The organism is Agrobacterium sp. ST15.16.024 (genome assembly GCF_027956545.1).
Lineage (GTDB): Bacteria > Pseudomonadota > Alphaproteobacteria > Rhizobiales > Rhizobiaceae > Agrobacterium > Agrobacterium cucumeris.
The window spans coordinates 1,217,984-1,234,108 of sequence record NZ_JAQKGO010000001.1 but is presented as its reverse complement, the minus strand read 5'-3'; the positions used below and the strand labels follow the sequence as shown (position 1 = coordinate 1,234,108).

The 16,125-nt window shown below is 60.1% G+C and carries 15 protein-coding genes; 12 read left to right on the top strand and 3 right to left on the bottom strand.

The features are described 5' to 3' along the window. Positions 1–225 precede the first annotated feature (225 nt). The 5 genes from PL640_RS06080 (at position 226) to dprA (ending at position 4,966) form a co-directional block, all read left to right on the top strand. Positions 226–657: a nuclear transport factor 2 family protein gene (locus PL640_RS06080; protein ID WP_271361098.1), complete on the top strand. Its 432-nt coding sequence runs from the start codon at positions 226–228 to the stop codon at positions 655–657. Positions 658–908: 251 nt separating this feature from the next. Then, on the top strand, positions 909–1,850 hold the full coding sequence (locus PL640_RS06075) for an aspartate carbamoyltransferase catalytic subunit (protein WP_003502441.1): 942 nt from the start codon (positions 909–911) through the stop codon (positions 1,848–1,850). Then, entirely contained in the window at positions 1,847–3,139 is a 1,293-nt protein-coding gene (locus PL640_RS06070; RefSeq protein WP_271361097.1) for a dihydroorotase, read from the top strand. The genes PL640_RS06075 and PL640_RS06070 overlap by 4 nt, the downstream gene beginning before the upstream one ends. Positions 3,140–3,187: 48 nt before the next feature. Continuing rightward, positions 3,188–3,805, top strand: a complete 618-nt coding sequence (plsY, locus tag PL640_RS06065; protein ID WP_161991179.1) for a glycerol-3-phosphate 1-O-acyltransferase PlsY — start codon at positions 3,188–3,190, stop codon at positions 3,803–3,805. Between the two features lie 21 nt (positions 3,806–3,826). Beyond that, on the top strand, positions 3,827–4,966 hold the full coding sequence (gene dprA / locus PL640_RS06060) for a DNA-processing protein DprA (RefSeq protein ID WP_271361096.1): 1,140 nt from the start codon (positions 3,827–3,829) through the stop codon (positions 4,964–4,966). On the opposite strand, the gene PL640_RS06055 is transcribed toward dprA, so the two are convergent. Beyond that, a complete protein-coding gene (locus PL640_RS06055) occupies positions 4,922–5,152 on the bottom strand; it encodes a hypothetical protein (RefSeq protein WP_046800292.1) in 231 nt (76 codons plus the stop codon). The genes dprA and PL640_RS06055 overlap by 45 nt on opposite strands. 258 nt (positions 5,153–5,410) lie before the next feature. Here PL640_RS06055 and topA point away from each other — a divergent pair, with 258 nt between their 5' ends. The 6 genes from topA to rpmG all read left to right on the top strand — a co-directional run bounded on the left by topA (position 5,411) and on the right by rpmG (position 13,062). Then, entirely contained in the window at positions 5,411–8,092 is a 2,682-nt protein-coding gene (gene topA, locus PL640_RS06050; RefSeq protein WP_271361095.1) for a type I DNA topoisomerase, read from the top strand. Beyond that, entirely contained in the window at positions 8,089–10,443 is a 2,355-nt protein-coding gene (gene rnr / locus PL640_RS06045; RefSeq protein WP_271361094.1) for a ribonuclease R, read from the top strand. The genes topA and rnr overlap by 4 nt, the downstream gene beginning before the upstream one ends. 45 nt (positions 10,444–10,488) lie before the next feature. Next, on the top strand, positions 10,489–10,932 hold the full coding sequence (locus PL640_RS06040; protein ID WP_046800295.1) for a DUF983 domain-containing protein: 444 nt from the start codon (positions 10,489–10,491) through the stop codon (positions 10,930–10,932). A 62-nt stretch (positions 10,933–10,994) separates the two neighbouring features. Then, entirely contained in the window at positions 10,995–11,621 is a 627-nt protein-coding gene (locus PL640_RS06035; RefSeq protein ID WP_405049188.1) for an NUDIX domain-containing protein, read from the top strand. A gap of 17 nt (positions 11,622–11,638) precedes the next feature. Continuing rightward, positions 11,639–12,805 (top strand): MFS transporter, encoded by a 1,167-nt coding sequence (locus PL640_RS06030; RefSeq protein ID WP_269698826.1) that lies wholly within the window; start codon positions 11,639–11,641, stop codon positions 12,803–12,805. An 89-nt stretch (positions 12,806–12,894) separates the two neighbouring features. Beyond that, positions 12,895–13,062 carry a 50S ribosomal protein L33 gene (gene rpmG, locus PL640_RS06025; protein WP_003496403.1) on the top strand — a complete coding sequence of 56 codons (168 nt, stop codon included), beginning with the start codon at positions 12,895–12,897 and terminating at the stop codon, positions 13,060–13,062. Positions 13,063–13,893: 831 nt separating this feature from the next. Here rpmG and PL640_RS06020 read toward each other — a convergent pair. Together PL640_RS06020 and PL640_RS06015 are read right to left on the bottom strand one after the other, a co-directional pair. Continuing rightward, entirely contained in the window at positions 13,894–15,264 is a 1,371-nt protein-coding gene (locus PL640_RS06020; protein WP_271361092.1) for a PleD family two-component system response regulator, read from the bottom strand. 18 nt (positions 15,265–15,282) lie between these two features. Beyond that, positions 15,283–15,654, bottom strand: coding sequence for a response regulator (locus tag PL640_RS06015; protein WP_003496409.1), 372 nt, complete (start codon positions 15,652–15,654; stop codon positions 15,283–15,285). A gap of 131 nt (positions 15,655–15,785) precedes the next feature. Between PL640_RS06015 and PL640_RS06010 the strand changes: the two genes are divergently transcribed. Then, positions 15,786–16,094, top strand: coding sequence for a DUF3572 domain-containing protein (locus PL640_RS06010; RefSeq protein WP_271361091.1), 309 nt, complete (start codon positions 15,786–15,788; stop codon positions 16,092–16,094). Positions 16,095–16,125 lie beyond the last annotated feature (31 nt).

The window sequence follows — 16,125 nt, the reverse complement described above, 5'->3', positions numbered from 1 at the left end:
GTTTGGCCGCGAATTCCATCCGAAACTGACCGATGCCACCGGGTTGCGCCTTGATGTAACGCAAGTGACGGAACATTCCCAGCCCCTGACCTTGCGGGACTTTGTTCTCCTAACGGCATGAGCGGCGGACGACCAATCTCATTCGCAGGTTCTTCGGCTTACGCGATTGCTGAAGGATGTTATCCTTGAGGCAGAGTGAAAACCGGGCTGCCAGGGGAGGAAACCATGGAAGCCAGCATCAGGAAATTCTTTGAGCGATACGAACGCTTTTTCAACCAGTCCCTTGGTGGCGACATGGATATGAAAGAGGCTGCGTCCCTCTATGCTTCCGATTTCATCGCCGCCTCACCGGCCGGTGTAATCACGGGAAAGAACGATGACCACCTGCAGCAGGTGATGGCGCAGGGCTACGAGCGCTATCGGGCGATGGGCACCAGGGAGATGCGCATACGCGATATCAGCCTTTCGCCCATCGATGACCATCATTGCACGGCCCACGTTGCCTGGACGGCGACCTATGCCCGCCAGGACCAAGCTGATGTCGCGATCGATTTTGATGTTCACTACTTCGTCCAGACGCTGAATGGCGAGCCGAAAGTTTTCGGCTGGGTCTCAGGTGACGAGCAGGCGCTCCTGAAGAAACACGGCATTCTCTGACACCGGCTCAGGACGGAACCACGGATTGCCCCAGTTCCCTCGTCTGTCGAGACTGGGGGAAACATTGCCGTGTTTTCATTTCAGGGGTTGCGGGCGCTTGCCCCGTGACCATGCAGTCTCTATAGAGCGCAGGACCGAATTCCGCGGCGCTCCTGAGGCGTGTTTACGGCGAATGGCAGCGCACGGATCAGCATTCGGGCGTTCCGGGCATTTTCACGGGAAAATGCGACGCCCGTCAGGAGGCAAACCGCATGGTCTTCTTCCCCCATCGCCATCTCCTCGGCATCAAGGGGCTTTCCCATCAGGATATCACCCTGCTTCTCGACAAGGCCGACGAGGCGGTGAAAATCAGCCGCCAGCGCGAGAAAAAGACCTCGACGCTTCGGGGCCTGACGCAGATCAACCTGTTCTTCGAAGCCTCGACGCGCACGCAATCCTCCTTCGAACTGGCCGGAAAGCGCCTCGGCGCAGACGTGATGAACATGTCGGTCGGCAATTCATCGGTGAAGAAGGGCGAAACGCTGATCGATACGGCGATGACGCTGAACGCCATGCGCCCGGACGTGCTTGTCGTGCGCCATTCTTCCGCAGGGGCGGCAGCGCTGCTGGCGCAAAAGGTCGCCTGCTCCGTGGTCAATGCCGGCGACGGCCAGCACGAGCACCCGACACAGGCGCTGCTCGATGCGCTGACCATCCGCCGCGCCAAGGGCGAACTATCAGGTATTACCGTGGCGATCTGCGGTGACGTGCTGCATTCGCGCGTTGCCCGCTCCAACATCATCCTGCTCAACCAGATGGGCGCGCGCGTTCGCGTCGTCGCACCCGCCACGCTTCTTCCCTCCGGCATTCGCGACATGAGCGTGGAAGTCTTCCACGACATGAAGGAAGGGCTGAAGAATGCCGATGTGGTGATGATGCTGCGCCTGCAGCGCGAGCGCATGTCCGGCTCCTTCGTGCCTTCGGTGCGCGAATATTTCCATTATTACGGTCTGGATGCCGAAAAGCTGAAGGCGGCAAAGGAAGATGCATTGGTCATGCATCCCGGCCCGATGAACCGCGGCGTGGAAATCGCCTCCGAAGTGGCCGACGGTCCGCAGAGTGTGATCGAAAGCCAGGTGGAAATGGGGGTTGCCGTGCGCATGGCTGTGATGGAAACCCTGCTTGTCTCGCAAAATCAGGGTGAGCGCGTATGATTGCCGTGACCGTTCTAAAAAACCTCCGCATCGTTGATCCCTCCCGCGATCTCGACGAGACCGGCAGCGTAATCATCGGTGCTGATGGTACCATTCTCGCAGCCGGCAAGGATGCACACAATCAAGGCGCGCCTGATGGTGCGACGGTGCGCGACTGCAAGGGGCTGCTGGCCGTTCCCGGTCTGGTGGATGCCCGTGTTTTCGTGGGTGAGCCGGGTGCTGAACACCGCGAAACCATTGAATCCGCATCGCGTGCAGCAGCGGCCGGCGGCGTCACCAGTATCATCATGATGCCTGACACCGATCCTGTGATCGACGACATCGCGCTGGTCGAATACGTGAAGAAGACGGCGCGTGACAAGGCGATCGTCAATGTGCATCCCGCAGCCGCTCTGACCAAAGGTCTGCGGGGCGAGGAAATGACCGAGTTCGGCATGCTGAAGGAAGCCGGCGCGGTGGCCTTCACCAATGGCCGCAAGGCGCTTTCCGACACGCTGGTGCTGCGTCGCGCCATGACCTATGCCCGCGAACTGGGTGCTGTCATCGCGCTGGAGACCCGCGACAAATATATCGGCGGCGGTGACATGAACGAGGGGCTTTTTGCCAGCTGGCTCGGGCTGTCAGGCGTTCCGAAGGAAGCCGAGATAATCCCGCTGGAGCGCGACCTGCGCATTGCCGGTCTTACCCAGGCGATCTACCACGCCGCCAAGATTTCCGTGCCGGAATCGGCAGAGGCGATCCGTGTCGCCCGGCAGCGGGGTGTGAAAGCCACCTGCGGCATCTCGATCAATCATCTGACGCTCAACGAGAACGATATCGGCGAATACCGCACCTTCTTCAAGCTTTCCCCACCGCTGCGCGCCGAAGACGACCGCAAGGCCATGGTGGAAGCGCTGAAGGACGGCACCATCGATATCATTGTCTCCTCACACGACCCGCAGGATGTCGACACCAAGCGCCTGCCGTTTTCGGATGCGGCAAGCGGCGCAGTGGGGCTGGAAACCATGCTGGCGGCGGCATTGCGCCTCCACCACAGCGGCGAGGTTCCGCTGATGCGGCTGATCGATGCGCTCTCCACCCGTCCGGCGAAAATCTTCGGTCTGGATGCGGGAACGCTTAAAGTCGGCGCGAAAGCCGATATCACCCTGATCGATCTCGACGAGCCGTGGCTTGTCACCCGCGAGCAGCTGGTGTCGAAATCCAAGAATACGCCGTTCGAAGATGCCCGTTTCAGCGGCCGCGCTGTCGCCACTTATGTGGCTGGCAAAGCCGTTCATTCCTTGGCATAAGATCACGGCAAGAGATCACGCGGCAGGCGCGACAGAGGGGACATCTGAATGAGTGCTTTGACTGACTGGCAGACGGCGCCTGCCCTTCTCGCGCTTGCAGCGCTGATCGGCTATCTGCTCGGTTCCATCCCCTTCGGTCTCATTCTCACCCGCATGGCGGGGCTGGGCGACGTGCGCAAGATCGGTTCGGGCAATATTGGCGCCACCAACGTGCTGCGCACCGGCAACAAGAAGCTTGCCGCAGCGACCCTGCTGCTCGATGCGTTGAAGGGCACGGCGGCGGTGCTGGTCGCCAATGCGCTCTGGGGTTACGAGGCCTCGCTGGTGGCCGGTTTCTTCGCTTTTCTCGGCCACCTGTTTCCGGTGTGGCTCGGCTTCAAGGGCGGCAAGGGTGTGGCCGTCTATATCGGCGTGCTTCTCGGTGCGGCACCGCTGATGATGCTGGCCTTCGCGCTGATCTGGCTCGCAACTGCCTTCATCACCCGCTACTCTTCGTTGTCGGCGCTTTTGGCCATGCTGATCATTCCTGTAGCGCTCTGGGTGCTTGGACCTGAAAAGACGGCAATGCTGGTAACGCTGCTGAGCGTGATTTCATGGTGGAAGCACCGCGAGAATATTGCGCGGCTCCTGGCCGGTACCGAAAGCAGGATCGGTCAAAAGGGCTGAACCCCATCTTGAGGATATGCCATGCCGCATGAGGAAACGATACGGCAGGGCATAGAGCTTTCCGCGCGACAGCGGGTTGCCTGGCTGCGGCTGATCCGAAGCGATAATATCGGCCCCGTTACCTTTCGCGAACTCATCAATCATTTCGGCAGTGCTGAAAAGGCGCTGGATGCCCTGCCCGAGCTTTCAAGGCGCGGCGGATCATCGCGCAGTCCGCGCATCGCCACGCCGGCGGAAGCGGAAGGTGAAATCGAGACTGCGGAGAAATTCGGGGCGCGTTTCGTCGGCATTGGTGAGCCTGATTATCCACCCGCTTTGCGGCACGTGGACGGCGCACCCCCGCTGATCGCCATGAAGGGCTCGGCAGCCGCCGCAACACGCCCCTGCATCGGCATCGTCGGCTCGCGCAATGCTTCCATCAACGGCGCGAAATTCGCCGCCATGCTGGCACGCGATTGCGGCAGGGCCGGTTATACGATCGCTTCGGGCCTCGCACGCGGTATCGATGCGGCAGCGCACCGGGCAGGCCTTGCGAGTGGTACGGTGGCGATGCTGGCGGGTGGTCTCGATCGTCCCTACCCGCAGGAAAATTTCGGGCTTTTGCAGGATATATATGATCAAGGCGGCGCGACGATCAGCGAGATGCCCTTTGGATGGGAACCGCGCGCCCGGGACTTTCCCCGCCGTAACCGCCTGATATCAGGCGTCTCGCTTGGCGTTGTCATCGTGGAGGCGGCAGAGCGTTCCGGTTCGCTGATTACGGCCCGGCTTGCCGGTGAAGCGGGGCGACTGGTTTTCGCCGTACCCGGCTCCCCGCTCGATCCGCGCTGCGAAGGCACCAACCGGCTGATCAAGGAAGGCGCGATGTTGACCACGGGCGCTGACGACATTCTCGAAGCGCTGCGACCACTCATGGAGCCGCAATTGCCCTATGACCGCAAGATCGAGGAACCGCGATCAGAGGAAGAAATGTCACCACCCGGAGATGATGAGCGCAGCATCATTGCCGCCGCACTCGGCCCCTCGCCTGTCGAAACAGACGACATCATACGCCACACGGGTTTTTCCGCCGCCACCGTTCATATGGTGCTTTTGGAACTCGATATCGCCGGCAGACTAAACCGGCATGCCGGGGGACGGGTTTCGCTCCTCGCGGATTGACAGCTTGCGCCGCCCGCTCTGGATATCGCCGACTTCGACATAGGCCATCTCAATCAGATAACACAGCATATCGGCGCCCTCGCGGTTCGCGACCTGCCGCAGCTCTGCCAGCATCTGGCGAATGTAAGCCAAGTTCTCTCTGGTCCCTTCGTTGTCGGCATTATTGTTTGTCGCGTTCGGGACCATATATTTATCCTGAGAATTTCGTCTGAAACGAAGAGCAATACGTAGATTCAAATGATGTTGGTCATCATAACCAATTTACCAAAGATTGCAATACAACAATAGATTATCCATAGGTTGCAATCGACCGGAAGCGATAAAATCGGGCTTGCCTCTTGACCCGCGGGCATTACCTGTCCATGTCGAATTATAAAGAAGTCTTGTTGCGGCCTTCCTCCGTGATCCGGCTATGTTAACGGACCAGTTCCAGAGAAAAACAATATGAATGTCGTTGTCGTAGAATCTCCTGCCAAAGCCAAGACAATCAACAAGTATCTTGGTTCGGGCTACAAGGTTCTTGCATCCTTTGGCCACGTCAGAGACCTTCCTGCCAAGGACGGATCGGTGCTGCCCGACCAGGATTTCGAAATGTCCTGGGAGGTCGACAGCGCATCCGCCAAGCGCATGAAGGATATTGCCGACGCGGTAAAAGCCTCCGACGGCCTTATTCTCGCAACCGACCCGGATCGCGAAGGTGAAGCCATTTCCTGGCACGTTCTCGATCTTTTGAAGAAGAAGCGCGTTCTCGGCGACAAGCCGGTGAAGCGCGTGGTCTTCAACGCCATCACCAAAAAGGCGGTGCTGGACGCCATGGCGAACCCGCGCGACATCGACGTGCCGCTGGTCGACGCCTATCTCGCCCGCCGCGCGCTCGACTATCTCGTCGGTTTCAACCTGTCGCCGGTGCTGTGGCGCAAGCTGCCAGGCGCGCGCTCGGCCGGCCGCGTTCAGTCGGTTGCGCTGCGTCTCGTCTGCGACCGCGAGTCCGAGATCGAACGCTTCGTCTCCGAGGAATACTGGAACATCAGCGCGCTTTTGAAGACACCGCGCGGTGACGAGTTCGAAGCCAAGCTGGTTTCGGCCGACGGCAAGCGGCTGCAAAGCCGCGGGATCAAGACCGGAGACGATGCTAACCGGCTGAAGACACTGCTGGAAGGCGCGACCTATGTCGTGGATACGGTTGAGGCCAAGCCAGTCAAGCGTAATCCCGGCCCGCCCTTCACCACCTCGACTTTGCAGCAGGCGGCGTCTTCGCGCATGGGCTTTGGCGCTTCGCGGACGATGCAGGTGGCGCAGAAGCTTTATGAGGGCATCGACATCGGTGGAGAAACCGTCGGTCTGATCACCTATATGCGTACCGATGGCGTGCAGATGGCACCGGAAGCCATCGATGCTGCCCGCCAGGCCATTGGCGAGCAGTTCGGCGACCGCTATGTGCCGGAAAAGGCGCGCTTCTACTCCACCAAGGCCAAGAACGCCCAGGAAGCGCACGAGGCGATCCGCCCGACCGATTTCAACCGCACGCCGGATCAGGTGAAGCGTTATCTCGATGCCGATCAGTTGCGTCTTTACGACCTGATCTGGAAGCGCGGTATCGCCAGCCAGATGGCGTCCGCCGAAATCGAGCGTACGACGGTCGAAATCCTCGCGGACAAGAACGGCGAGAAGGCCGGGCTTCGCGCCGTCGGCTCGGTGATCCGTTTTGACGGTTTCATCGCCGCCTATACCGACCAGAAGGAAGATGGCGAGCAGAGCGACGACGGTGACGACGAAGGCCGTCTGCCGCAGATCAATGCGCGCGAGAACCTCGCCAAGCAGAAGATCAATGCCAGCCAGCACTTCACCGAACCGCCGCCGCGCTATTCGGAAGCCTCGCTCATCAAGAAGATGGAAGAACTCGGCATCGGCCGCCCTTCCACCTATGCGGCAACGCTGAAGACGCTGAGCGACCGCGAATATATCATCGTCGACAAACGCAAGCTGATCCCGCATTCGCGCGGACGGCTGGTGACGGCTTTCCTTGAAAGCTTCTTCTCCAAATATGTCGAATACGACTTCACCGCTGCTCTCGAAGAAAAGCTCGACCGGATTTCCGCTGGTGAGTTGGACTGGAAGCAGGTGCTGCGTGATTTCTGGAAGGATTTCTTCGCGCAGATCGAAGATACCAAGGAATTGCGCGTCACCAACGTGCTGGATGCGCTGAACGAGGTTCTGGCGCCGCTGGTATTCCCCAAGCGTGAGGATGGTTCGGATCCGCGCATCTGTCAGGTTTGCGGCACCGGCAATCTCTCGCTGAAGCTCGGCAAATACGGTGCTTTCGTCGGTTGCTCCAACTATCCGGAATGCAACTACACCCGCCAGCTCACCTCTGACGGCTCGGAAGCCGAAGCTGCGGCCTCGAACGAGCCGAAGGCGCTCGGCGCCGATCCGATGACCGGTGAAGAGTTGACGCTGCGCTCCGGCCGCTTCGGACCCTATATCCAGCGTGGCGATGGCAAGGAAGCCAAGCGTTCTTCGCTGCCCAAGGGCTGGAAGCCTGAGGATATCGACCACGAGAAGGCGCTGGCGCTCATCAACCTGCCGCGCGATATCGGCAAACATCCGGAAACCGGCAAGATGATATCGGCCGGGCTTGGCCGCTATGGGCCGTTCCTTCTGCATGACGGTTCCTATGCGAACCTTGAAAGCATCGAGGACGTGTTCTCGATCGGTCTCAACCGCGCCGTCACTGTCATTGCCGAAAAGCAGAGCAAGGGACCGGGACGCGGCCGCAGCGGCACGCCGGCAGCGCTGAAGGAACTGGGCGACCACCCCGATGGCGGGCCGATCACCGTGCGTGACGGGCGTTATGGCGCTTACGTCAACTGGGGCAAGGTCAACGCCACCATTCCGAAGGGTCAGGACCCGGCTTCGGTGACGCTGGACGAGTCTCTGGTGCTGATTGCCGAGCGCATTGCCAAGACCGGCACCGGCGGCAAGCCCGCCAAGGCCAAGAAACCTGCCGCCAAGAAGGCCGATGGTGCCACTGCCAAACCAAAGGCGACGAAAGCCAAGGCAGCAACCAAGACCAAGGCGGCCGCCAAGCCGAAGGCAGCGGCCAAACCCAAGAAGGCAGCAGAGTGAGCAAGACGCCGCGTCAGAGACAGGGTTCCGCCAGCGACGGTTTCGGACGCACCGGGCGCGGCAAGCGGGTGAGCGAAGGTGAAGGCATCATCCATGGCGAGGTGCCTTCCCGCGAAGTGCTGCTGAAATTCATCGCCGACCATCCGCAGCAGGCTTCCAAGCGTGAAATCGCCAAGGCTTTCGGGCTGAAGGGTGAAAACCGTATTGTTCTGAAAGCGCTGCTGAAGGAACTGGAAGTCGATGGCATGGTGCACAAGAGCCGCAAGTCGCTGACGCGGCCGGGCGGTCTGCCGCCTGTCACGGTTCTCGACATCACCACCCGCGACAAGGACGGCGAATTGATCGGCCGGCCGGCGGAATGGCCGGAGGATATGGGCGCTGCACCCGCCGTGCTGATCCGCCAGTCCTCGCAGGACCGTGGCAAGAAAGCGCCGGCAGCCGGTCTCGGCGACCGCATTCTGGCAAAGATTTTCCCTTCCAAGGACAGTGTCGGCCCGGCCTACACGGCCCGCGTCGTCAAGCTGATCGACCGCCGCCAGAACGCGCTGCTCGGCGTGTTCAAGCAGACGGAAGGCGGCGGCGGACGGCTGATGCCGATCGACCGGCGCGGCGAAGAAATGGTCATCGATCCCGATGGCGTCGGCGATGCCAAGGACGGCGATCTGATCGAGGTAGAAACCTCGCGCAACAGCGGCCGTTACGGCCTGACGCGCGCAAAGGTTCTGTCCGTCGTTGGTTCCGTCGCATCGGAAAAGGCGATCTCGATGATCGCCATTTATGCGCATGGTATTCCGCATATCTTCCCGCCGAATGTGCTGGCGGAAGCGGATGCGGCCAAAGCCGCGACCATGTCACACCGCGAGGACTGGCGCGACCTGCCGCTCATCACCATCGATCCGGCCGACGCCAAGGATCATGACGACGCGGTTTATGCCGAACCGGACCCCTCGCCCGACAATCCCGATGGTGTCATCGTCACCGTCGCCATTGCCGATGTCTCCTGGTATGTGCGCCCCGGCGCGCCGCTTGACCGCGAGGCGCTGAAGCGCGGCAACTCGGTCTATTTCCCCGACCGGGTTGTGCCGATGCTGCCGGAGCGCATTTCCAATGATCTCTGCTCGCTGAAGGAAGGCGTCGACCGCCCCGCACTCGCGGTGCGGATGACCTTCTCCAGGGAAGGCCGCAAGGCGGGCCATACTTTCCATCGCATCATGATGAAGAGTGCGGCCAAACTCTCCTACCAGCAGGCGCAGGCGGCGATCGACGGCCGCCCGGACGACAAGACCGGGACGCTGCTGGAGCCGATCCTGAAGCCATTGTGGCATGCATACGAGGTGATGAAGCGTGGCCGCGACCGCCGCCAGCCGCTGGAACTCGACATGCCGGAGCGCAAGATCCAGCTGCGGCCAGACGGCACGGTGGACAAGGTCGTCATTCCCGAACGTCTCGATGCGCATAAGCTCATCGAAGAAATGATGATCCAGGCCAATGTCGCCGCCGCCGAGACGCTGGAAAAGAAAAAGCAGCCGCTGGTCTACCGCGTGCATGACGCGCCGACGCTCTCCAAGCAGGAGGTGCTGCGCGAATTCCTCGGCACGATCGGCATTTCCATGGCCAAGGGCGTGGCCATGCGCGCCAATTCCTTCAACGGCATTCTGGCGCGCGCCCTTGATACGCCGCACCAGATCATGGTCAATGAAATGGTGCTGCGTAGCCAGAGCCAGGCGATCTATAGCCCCGAGAATATCGGCCATTTCGGCCTCAACCTGATGAAATACGCGCATTTCACCTCGCCGATCCGCCGTTATGCCGATCTGATCGTGCATCGGGCGCTGGTGGGGTCGCTGGGGCTCGGCGAAGGCGGCATCACCCCGCAGGAAGAGGCGACGCTTGACGACATCGCCGCCGAAATCTCCACCTTCGAGCGCCGCGCCATGGCGGCCGAGCGCGACACCGTCAACCGGCTGATCGCGCATCATCTTTCCGAACGGGTGGGTGAAGAATTCGAGGGCCGCGTCGGCGGTGTCACCAAGGCGGGACTATTTGTCGCGCTTCCGCAGTTTGGCGCTGATGGCTTTGTTCCTATATCTACACTCGGAACCGACTATTTCTTCTATGATGAGGCGCATCAGGCTCTGACGGGGGAAAAGACCGGTCTCGGTTATCAGCTTGGCGACACGGTTCAGGTACGGCTTGCGGAAGCAGTGCCTCTGGCGGGCGCGCTGCGTTTCGAGATGCTGAGCCCCGGCCGCAAGATGCCGGTCGGCTCGCGGTCGTTCCACAAGGCAGGCCGGCGGACATCGCGTCCCGGTGCTAAGCCGGGAACAAGGCCGCCCAGAGGACGACGTTAACAACACCGCGACGGGCGGTTGAAAGAACGGAAGAAGGACTTAAGGATGAGTGCACATCAGGGCTCGGAAACAGTTACCTTCGGAGACAATAGCGCCGAGCGGCCGCTTGGCCGTTCGATCATGCGCGGCATGGCGAACCGCTGCCCCGCCTGTGGCGGCGGCCGCCTGTTTCGTGCCTTTCTGAAGCCGGTGGACAATTGTGCCGCCTGCGGCGCGGAAATGCACCACCACCGGTCGGATGACCTGCCGCCTTATATTTCCATCGTCATTATCGGCCATATCGCCGTCGGCGGTTTCATGATGACGGATATGGTGTTCTCCGTTCCCATGTGGGTGCATTTCGCCATCTGGGTGCCGATCACCATTCTGGCTGCGCTGTTGACGCTACAGCCAATCAAGGGCGGTGTCATCGGCCTGCAATGGGCTCTGCGCATGCATGGCTTTGACGGAAAACAGCCAACAGTGCAGATAGACGGCTCCTCCCACTGACGACAGGCGACAACGTGCGCGTGACCGAACCCCGCAAGAGCGCCGAGGTTGCGAGCCCGCCCCTGCGGCCGCGGGATGCCGCCTCCATCATCCTGTTCGACCGTTCCGGCCCGGCGACCCGCGTCTTAATGGGCCAGCGCAGCCATGCCCATATCTTCATGCCCGGCGCTTACGTATTTCCCGGCGGCAAACGTGATCCACGCGATCACGCGCTGCCCTTTTCCGGCGACCTGCACCCCGCAGTCCTCGACCGCCTCAGCGCCTCCGCCCCGCGGCGCATGAGCGTTGCCGGCGCAAGAGCGCTGGCGCTCGCCGCTGCGCGCGAGCTTGTCGAGGAAACCGGGGTGGATATGGGACTGAGTGCAGGTGGTCCGGACCTTTCCTGTTTCCGTTATGTGGCGCGCGCCATCACCCCGCCGGGCAATATCAGGCGCTATGACACGCGATTCTTTTGCTGTTATGCCGACGAATTGCGGCTGGATACCCGGCTAATCCGGGATTCGGACGAGTTGCACGATGTGCAATGGCTTGACATGAAAGACCTTTCCAGTCTGAACATGCCGAAAATCACACGCACGGTTCTCGAAGATGTCACAAAATTCATGATAGGTGATCCGTCATTGCCCTTTGAAAGCCCCGCGCGGCTCTATGTCACGCGCCACGGCCGATTCATTCGAGACTTTGTATAAAGGCCGTCATGTCACAAATGAAATGCGAAGAAGCGGACGCCATTCACTGGCCCTCTCTGATCGCCGCCATTTCCGCCATCAGTGCGGTCGGTGTCGCCATCGGCCTTGGCCTGCCGCTGCTATCGATCATCCTTGAGAAGCGGGGCATCTCCTCCACCATGATCGGGGTGAATTCGGCCATGGCCGGCGTCGCGGCGATGATGGCTGCCCCCGTGACATCCAAGATCGCCCATGATTTCGGCGTGGCGCGAACCATGCTGTTTGCGGTGGTTATTTCAGCGGTGAGCGCGCTCGGCTTTTATTTCGCAGACGCCTTCTGGATGTGGTTTCCGCTGCGAATCGTTTTCCATGGCGCCACCACCACGCTGTTCATCCTGTCCGAATACTGGATCAACATGACCGCGCCGCCGAAAAAACGCGGCATGGTTCTCGGCATCTACGCCACCGGCCTTGCGGTCGGCTTTGCAGTCGGCCCGCTGCTGTTTTCCGTGGTCGGCAGCGAGGGTATCCTGCCGTTTATCGTCGGAGCGGCGATCATCCTTCTGGCCGCAATCCCGATCTTCATGGCGCGCGGTGAAAGTCCTGAGCTGGACGAGCGGCCCAACCACCATTTCGCCCGTTATGTCTGGCTGGTGCCGATGGCATCGGCGGCGGCTTTCGTGTTCGGTTCGGTGCAGGCCGGTGGCCTGTCGCTCTTTCCCATCTATGCCACGCGTGAGGGCTTCAACGAATCGCAGGCCGCATTGCTGCTGACCGTGATGGGCATCGGCAACATGGTCTTCCAGATACCGATCGGCCTGTTATCGGACCGGATGAAGGATCGGCGCACCATGCTCGCGCTGATGGCCTTTGCGGGCGTTTGCGGCACGCTGGCGCTGCCTCTGCTGGTGGACAGCTGGATCCTCGTGGCGGCGCTGCTGCTGTTCTGGGGCGGCCTCGTCTCCGGCATGTATACCGTCGGCCTCACTCACCTCGGATCACGCCTGAAAGGCGCCGATCTGGTCTCCGCCAATGCCGCCTTTATCTTCTGTTACGCCATGGGCACGATTGCGGGACCGCAGGCCGTCGGCATTTCCATGGATGTCGCGGGCACCGATGGTTTCGCCTGGGCGCTTGCCGTATTTTTCGGGCTTTACGTGGTGCTTTATGGGTTCCGTTTTGTTTTCCGGGCAAAACAGACTTGACTTTTCAGGCGCGATACGTAGTTTCGCGCCAGATTTAGCCGAGGTGAGAAGCGCCTGCGGCTTCTCTTTTGTTTAAAGGCAGGACGACCATGGCGAAAGCTACAACAATCAAGATCAAGCTGCTGTCGACAGCCGACACCGGTACCTTCTACGTCACCACCAAGAACAGCCGTACGTTCACGGACAAGATGACGAAGACGAAGTACGACCCGGTTGTACGCAAGCACGTTGAATTCAAGGAAACCAAGATCAAGTAATTTCTTGATCGGGTTCTCCGGCAAAAGCGCGCCCAATGGGCGCGTTTTTTGTTTGTATCGATGGGTCTTTGTTCTCGCGGATGGCAAGGACATTTCCATGGGAAATGCGCGGCGGTTCCGCGTCGGGAATATCCGTAAGCAGGGATATGGAAGGCAGTCGAGAGGCTGTTCAAATCCGGCAAAGCTTCTTGCAGAGCGCCCCGGCGGCTCACCCCTCCTCCTCACACAAGAAACGTGGCCGTGAATGGCGTGGAGCCACTACACAGGCCCGCTGGGTAAACCTGTTTCTCAGTCAGACACGTTTTCGGGAGAAGGCGGTCGGCCAACGATGTGACTACGGCACGAGGAACCGATTCGAACATCGTCAGCCGACCGACCCCACGATTCAGGAGATGCGGCGGACCTGAGCATCATGGGGCATTCGAACTACGCAATACCAGCCCCTGACGAGCGAAACCGCAGCGGCATGAGCCGCCATCATTCCATCATCACAAGACGGAAAAACCGCCGGAAGAACTGTTATTCTCGATAATGAGTGTGCGCAGAAGTAAAATAAAAATCAACAAATTCTTAAGCCAGCGATACATAACCCGGAAAACATGGTTAAATATACAACGCTGGCACACTATAGTTTCCCGCGAGATTGAATTCAATATATTTTTCAACTTGAACTGTATTAAAGCGGCTGAATCTCGCCTATTCATTGCAATAAGATAAAATACAGGCAAGGTCAGAGGCTTGACCCTCTCAAGGTGGCTTTTCAGCTCCCCGAACGACGACAAACCCGAAAAGACGACATGGTTTTCCGCCTCAGACGCCTGCGGGCCGCTTTCAGGCGGCGGCAGCCACCACCCGGTTGCGCCCGGCGTGTTTCGCCTCATAGAGCGCCCTGTCGGCCTGTTTCAACAGCTCGTCCGGCATCCCGAAAGCGCCGCTGCTGGTGGCAATACCAAGCGAAGCGGTGATGCTCAGTTCACGATCGATGGAGCGGACGTAGAAGGGCTTGTCTTCGATGATCGCACGCAGGCGCTCGGCGACGCTGGCGGCAATCTCTATCGGCGTGTCAGGCATGACCACGACGAATTCTTCGCCGCCATAACGGCAGGCAAGATCAGCGCCGCGCACCGTGCTGCGGATGCGCGCTGCAAATTCCCGCAGGACTTCATCGCCCACATCATGGCCATAGGTGTCATTGACCAGTTTGAACCGGTCTATGTCGGTCATGCAGATGGAAATCGGGCGACCCCGCACGGCGGCGCGGTCAAAGAGTATCTTGAGATGATTGTCGAGATAACGGCGATTATTGAGGCCGGTCAGCGCGTCGACAATCGCAAGCTCCATCGTGTGCTGCATGTTGAGCCGAAGGTGCTCGTTGTAACGCTTGCGCCTGATCTGTGTCAGCGAGCGGGCCACAAGTTCGTTGGGATCGATCGGGCGCAGAATATAGTCATTGACCCCGAGATCAAGCGCACGCGCCACCATATCGTCCGCCCCCTGCTCCGCCACCAGAAGCAGCGGCAGGAAACGGGTGCGCTCCAGCGAGCGAAGCTGCGAACACAATCGCAGCGGATCGTAATCCTCGAAATTGGAATTGACGATGACAAGCTCAAAGGAACTGCTTGCCGCTTTCAGCAACGCCGCCTGCGGATCGGTGACGGCATCGACCTCGGCGACCGGCTTCAGGGCCCTGACAATACGTTCCTGCGAGCTGGCGCGGCCATCCGCGACCAGCACGCGGCCGGGCATCTGCATCAGGCCATCGGCGCGCAGCATCTCCTCTATGCCGATCTGCCTTGCGGTTTCAGCGCGCAGCCGCAATTCGTCGCTGACGGCCTTCAGGCGCACGAGGCTTTTGACACGGGCAATCAGCTGCAGGTCGTTGACCGGTTTGGTCAGAAAATCATCGGCGCCAGCCTTCAGGCCGCGCACCCGGTCGGAAGGCTGATCGAGCGCGGTCACCATGACGACGGGAATATGCGCCGTCTTTGGGTTGGCCTTCAGCCTCTCGCAAACCTCGAAACCATCCATGCCCGGCATCATGATGTCGAGCAGGATAATATCGACCTGCTCCTCGTCGCAGATCGCCAGCGCTTTAAAACCATCCTCGGCGGTCACGACATCGAAATATTCCGCCACGAGCCGCGCTTCGAGAAGCTTCACATTGGCAGGAATGTCGTCAACAACCAGAACTCTCGCCGTCATAACCGTTCCCCAGCCGCCTTAGGCGTCGCCCAGATAAGTCTTGATGATTTCGATGAATTTCGGGACGGAAATCGGCTTCGACACATAGGCCTCGCATCCGCCCTGACGAATCCGCTCCTCATCACCCTTCATGGCAAAGGCCGTCACGGCGATGACCGGGATGACGTGCAGTTCGTCGTCTTCCTTAAGCCACTTCGTCACCTCCAGCCCCGATACTTCCGGCAGCTGAATATCCATGAGAATGAGGTCCGGGCGATGCTTGCGGGCAAGGTCCAGCGCTTCCATGCCGTTGCGCGTCTGGATCGTCGTATAACCAGACGCCTCGATCAGGTCGCGAAAGAGCTTCATGTTCAGCTCGTTGTCTTCGACTATCATGACCTGCTTGGGCATGGTGGGCAGTCCCCGTTTCGCTTTGAAACCTTCACCCAGACATATAAGTTGCCAGAGAACCGATTCCATCGTCCATTTGTTGCGCAAGGCTAGAGGGATTTGGTTTCAAAATAGGTAACTTCGGGGAAGAAATGCTGCGCGATACGAAAAACAAAGGCAATGCCGGCAATGATCCGCAAGAAACGGCGGCCGCCATACTTGGCTGGCTGGCAAACGAACCGGACATGCTGGCGCGTTTCCTGGCGCTGAGCGGCCTGCAGGCCAATATGCTGCGCCAGGCCGTCAACGATCCCGGCTTTCTGGCCGGCCTCACCGATTTTCTGATGAGCCACGAACCGGACCTCATGGCGTTTTGCGCGGCAACCGATACCTCACCCGAAACGGTGGCCGCCGCCTGGCATCATTTTTCCGGTCCGGGGCTGGATTCCGGGGAGTATTGACGGGGCACCCCTTGAGCCATGGTCGCGGCCG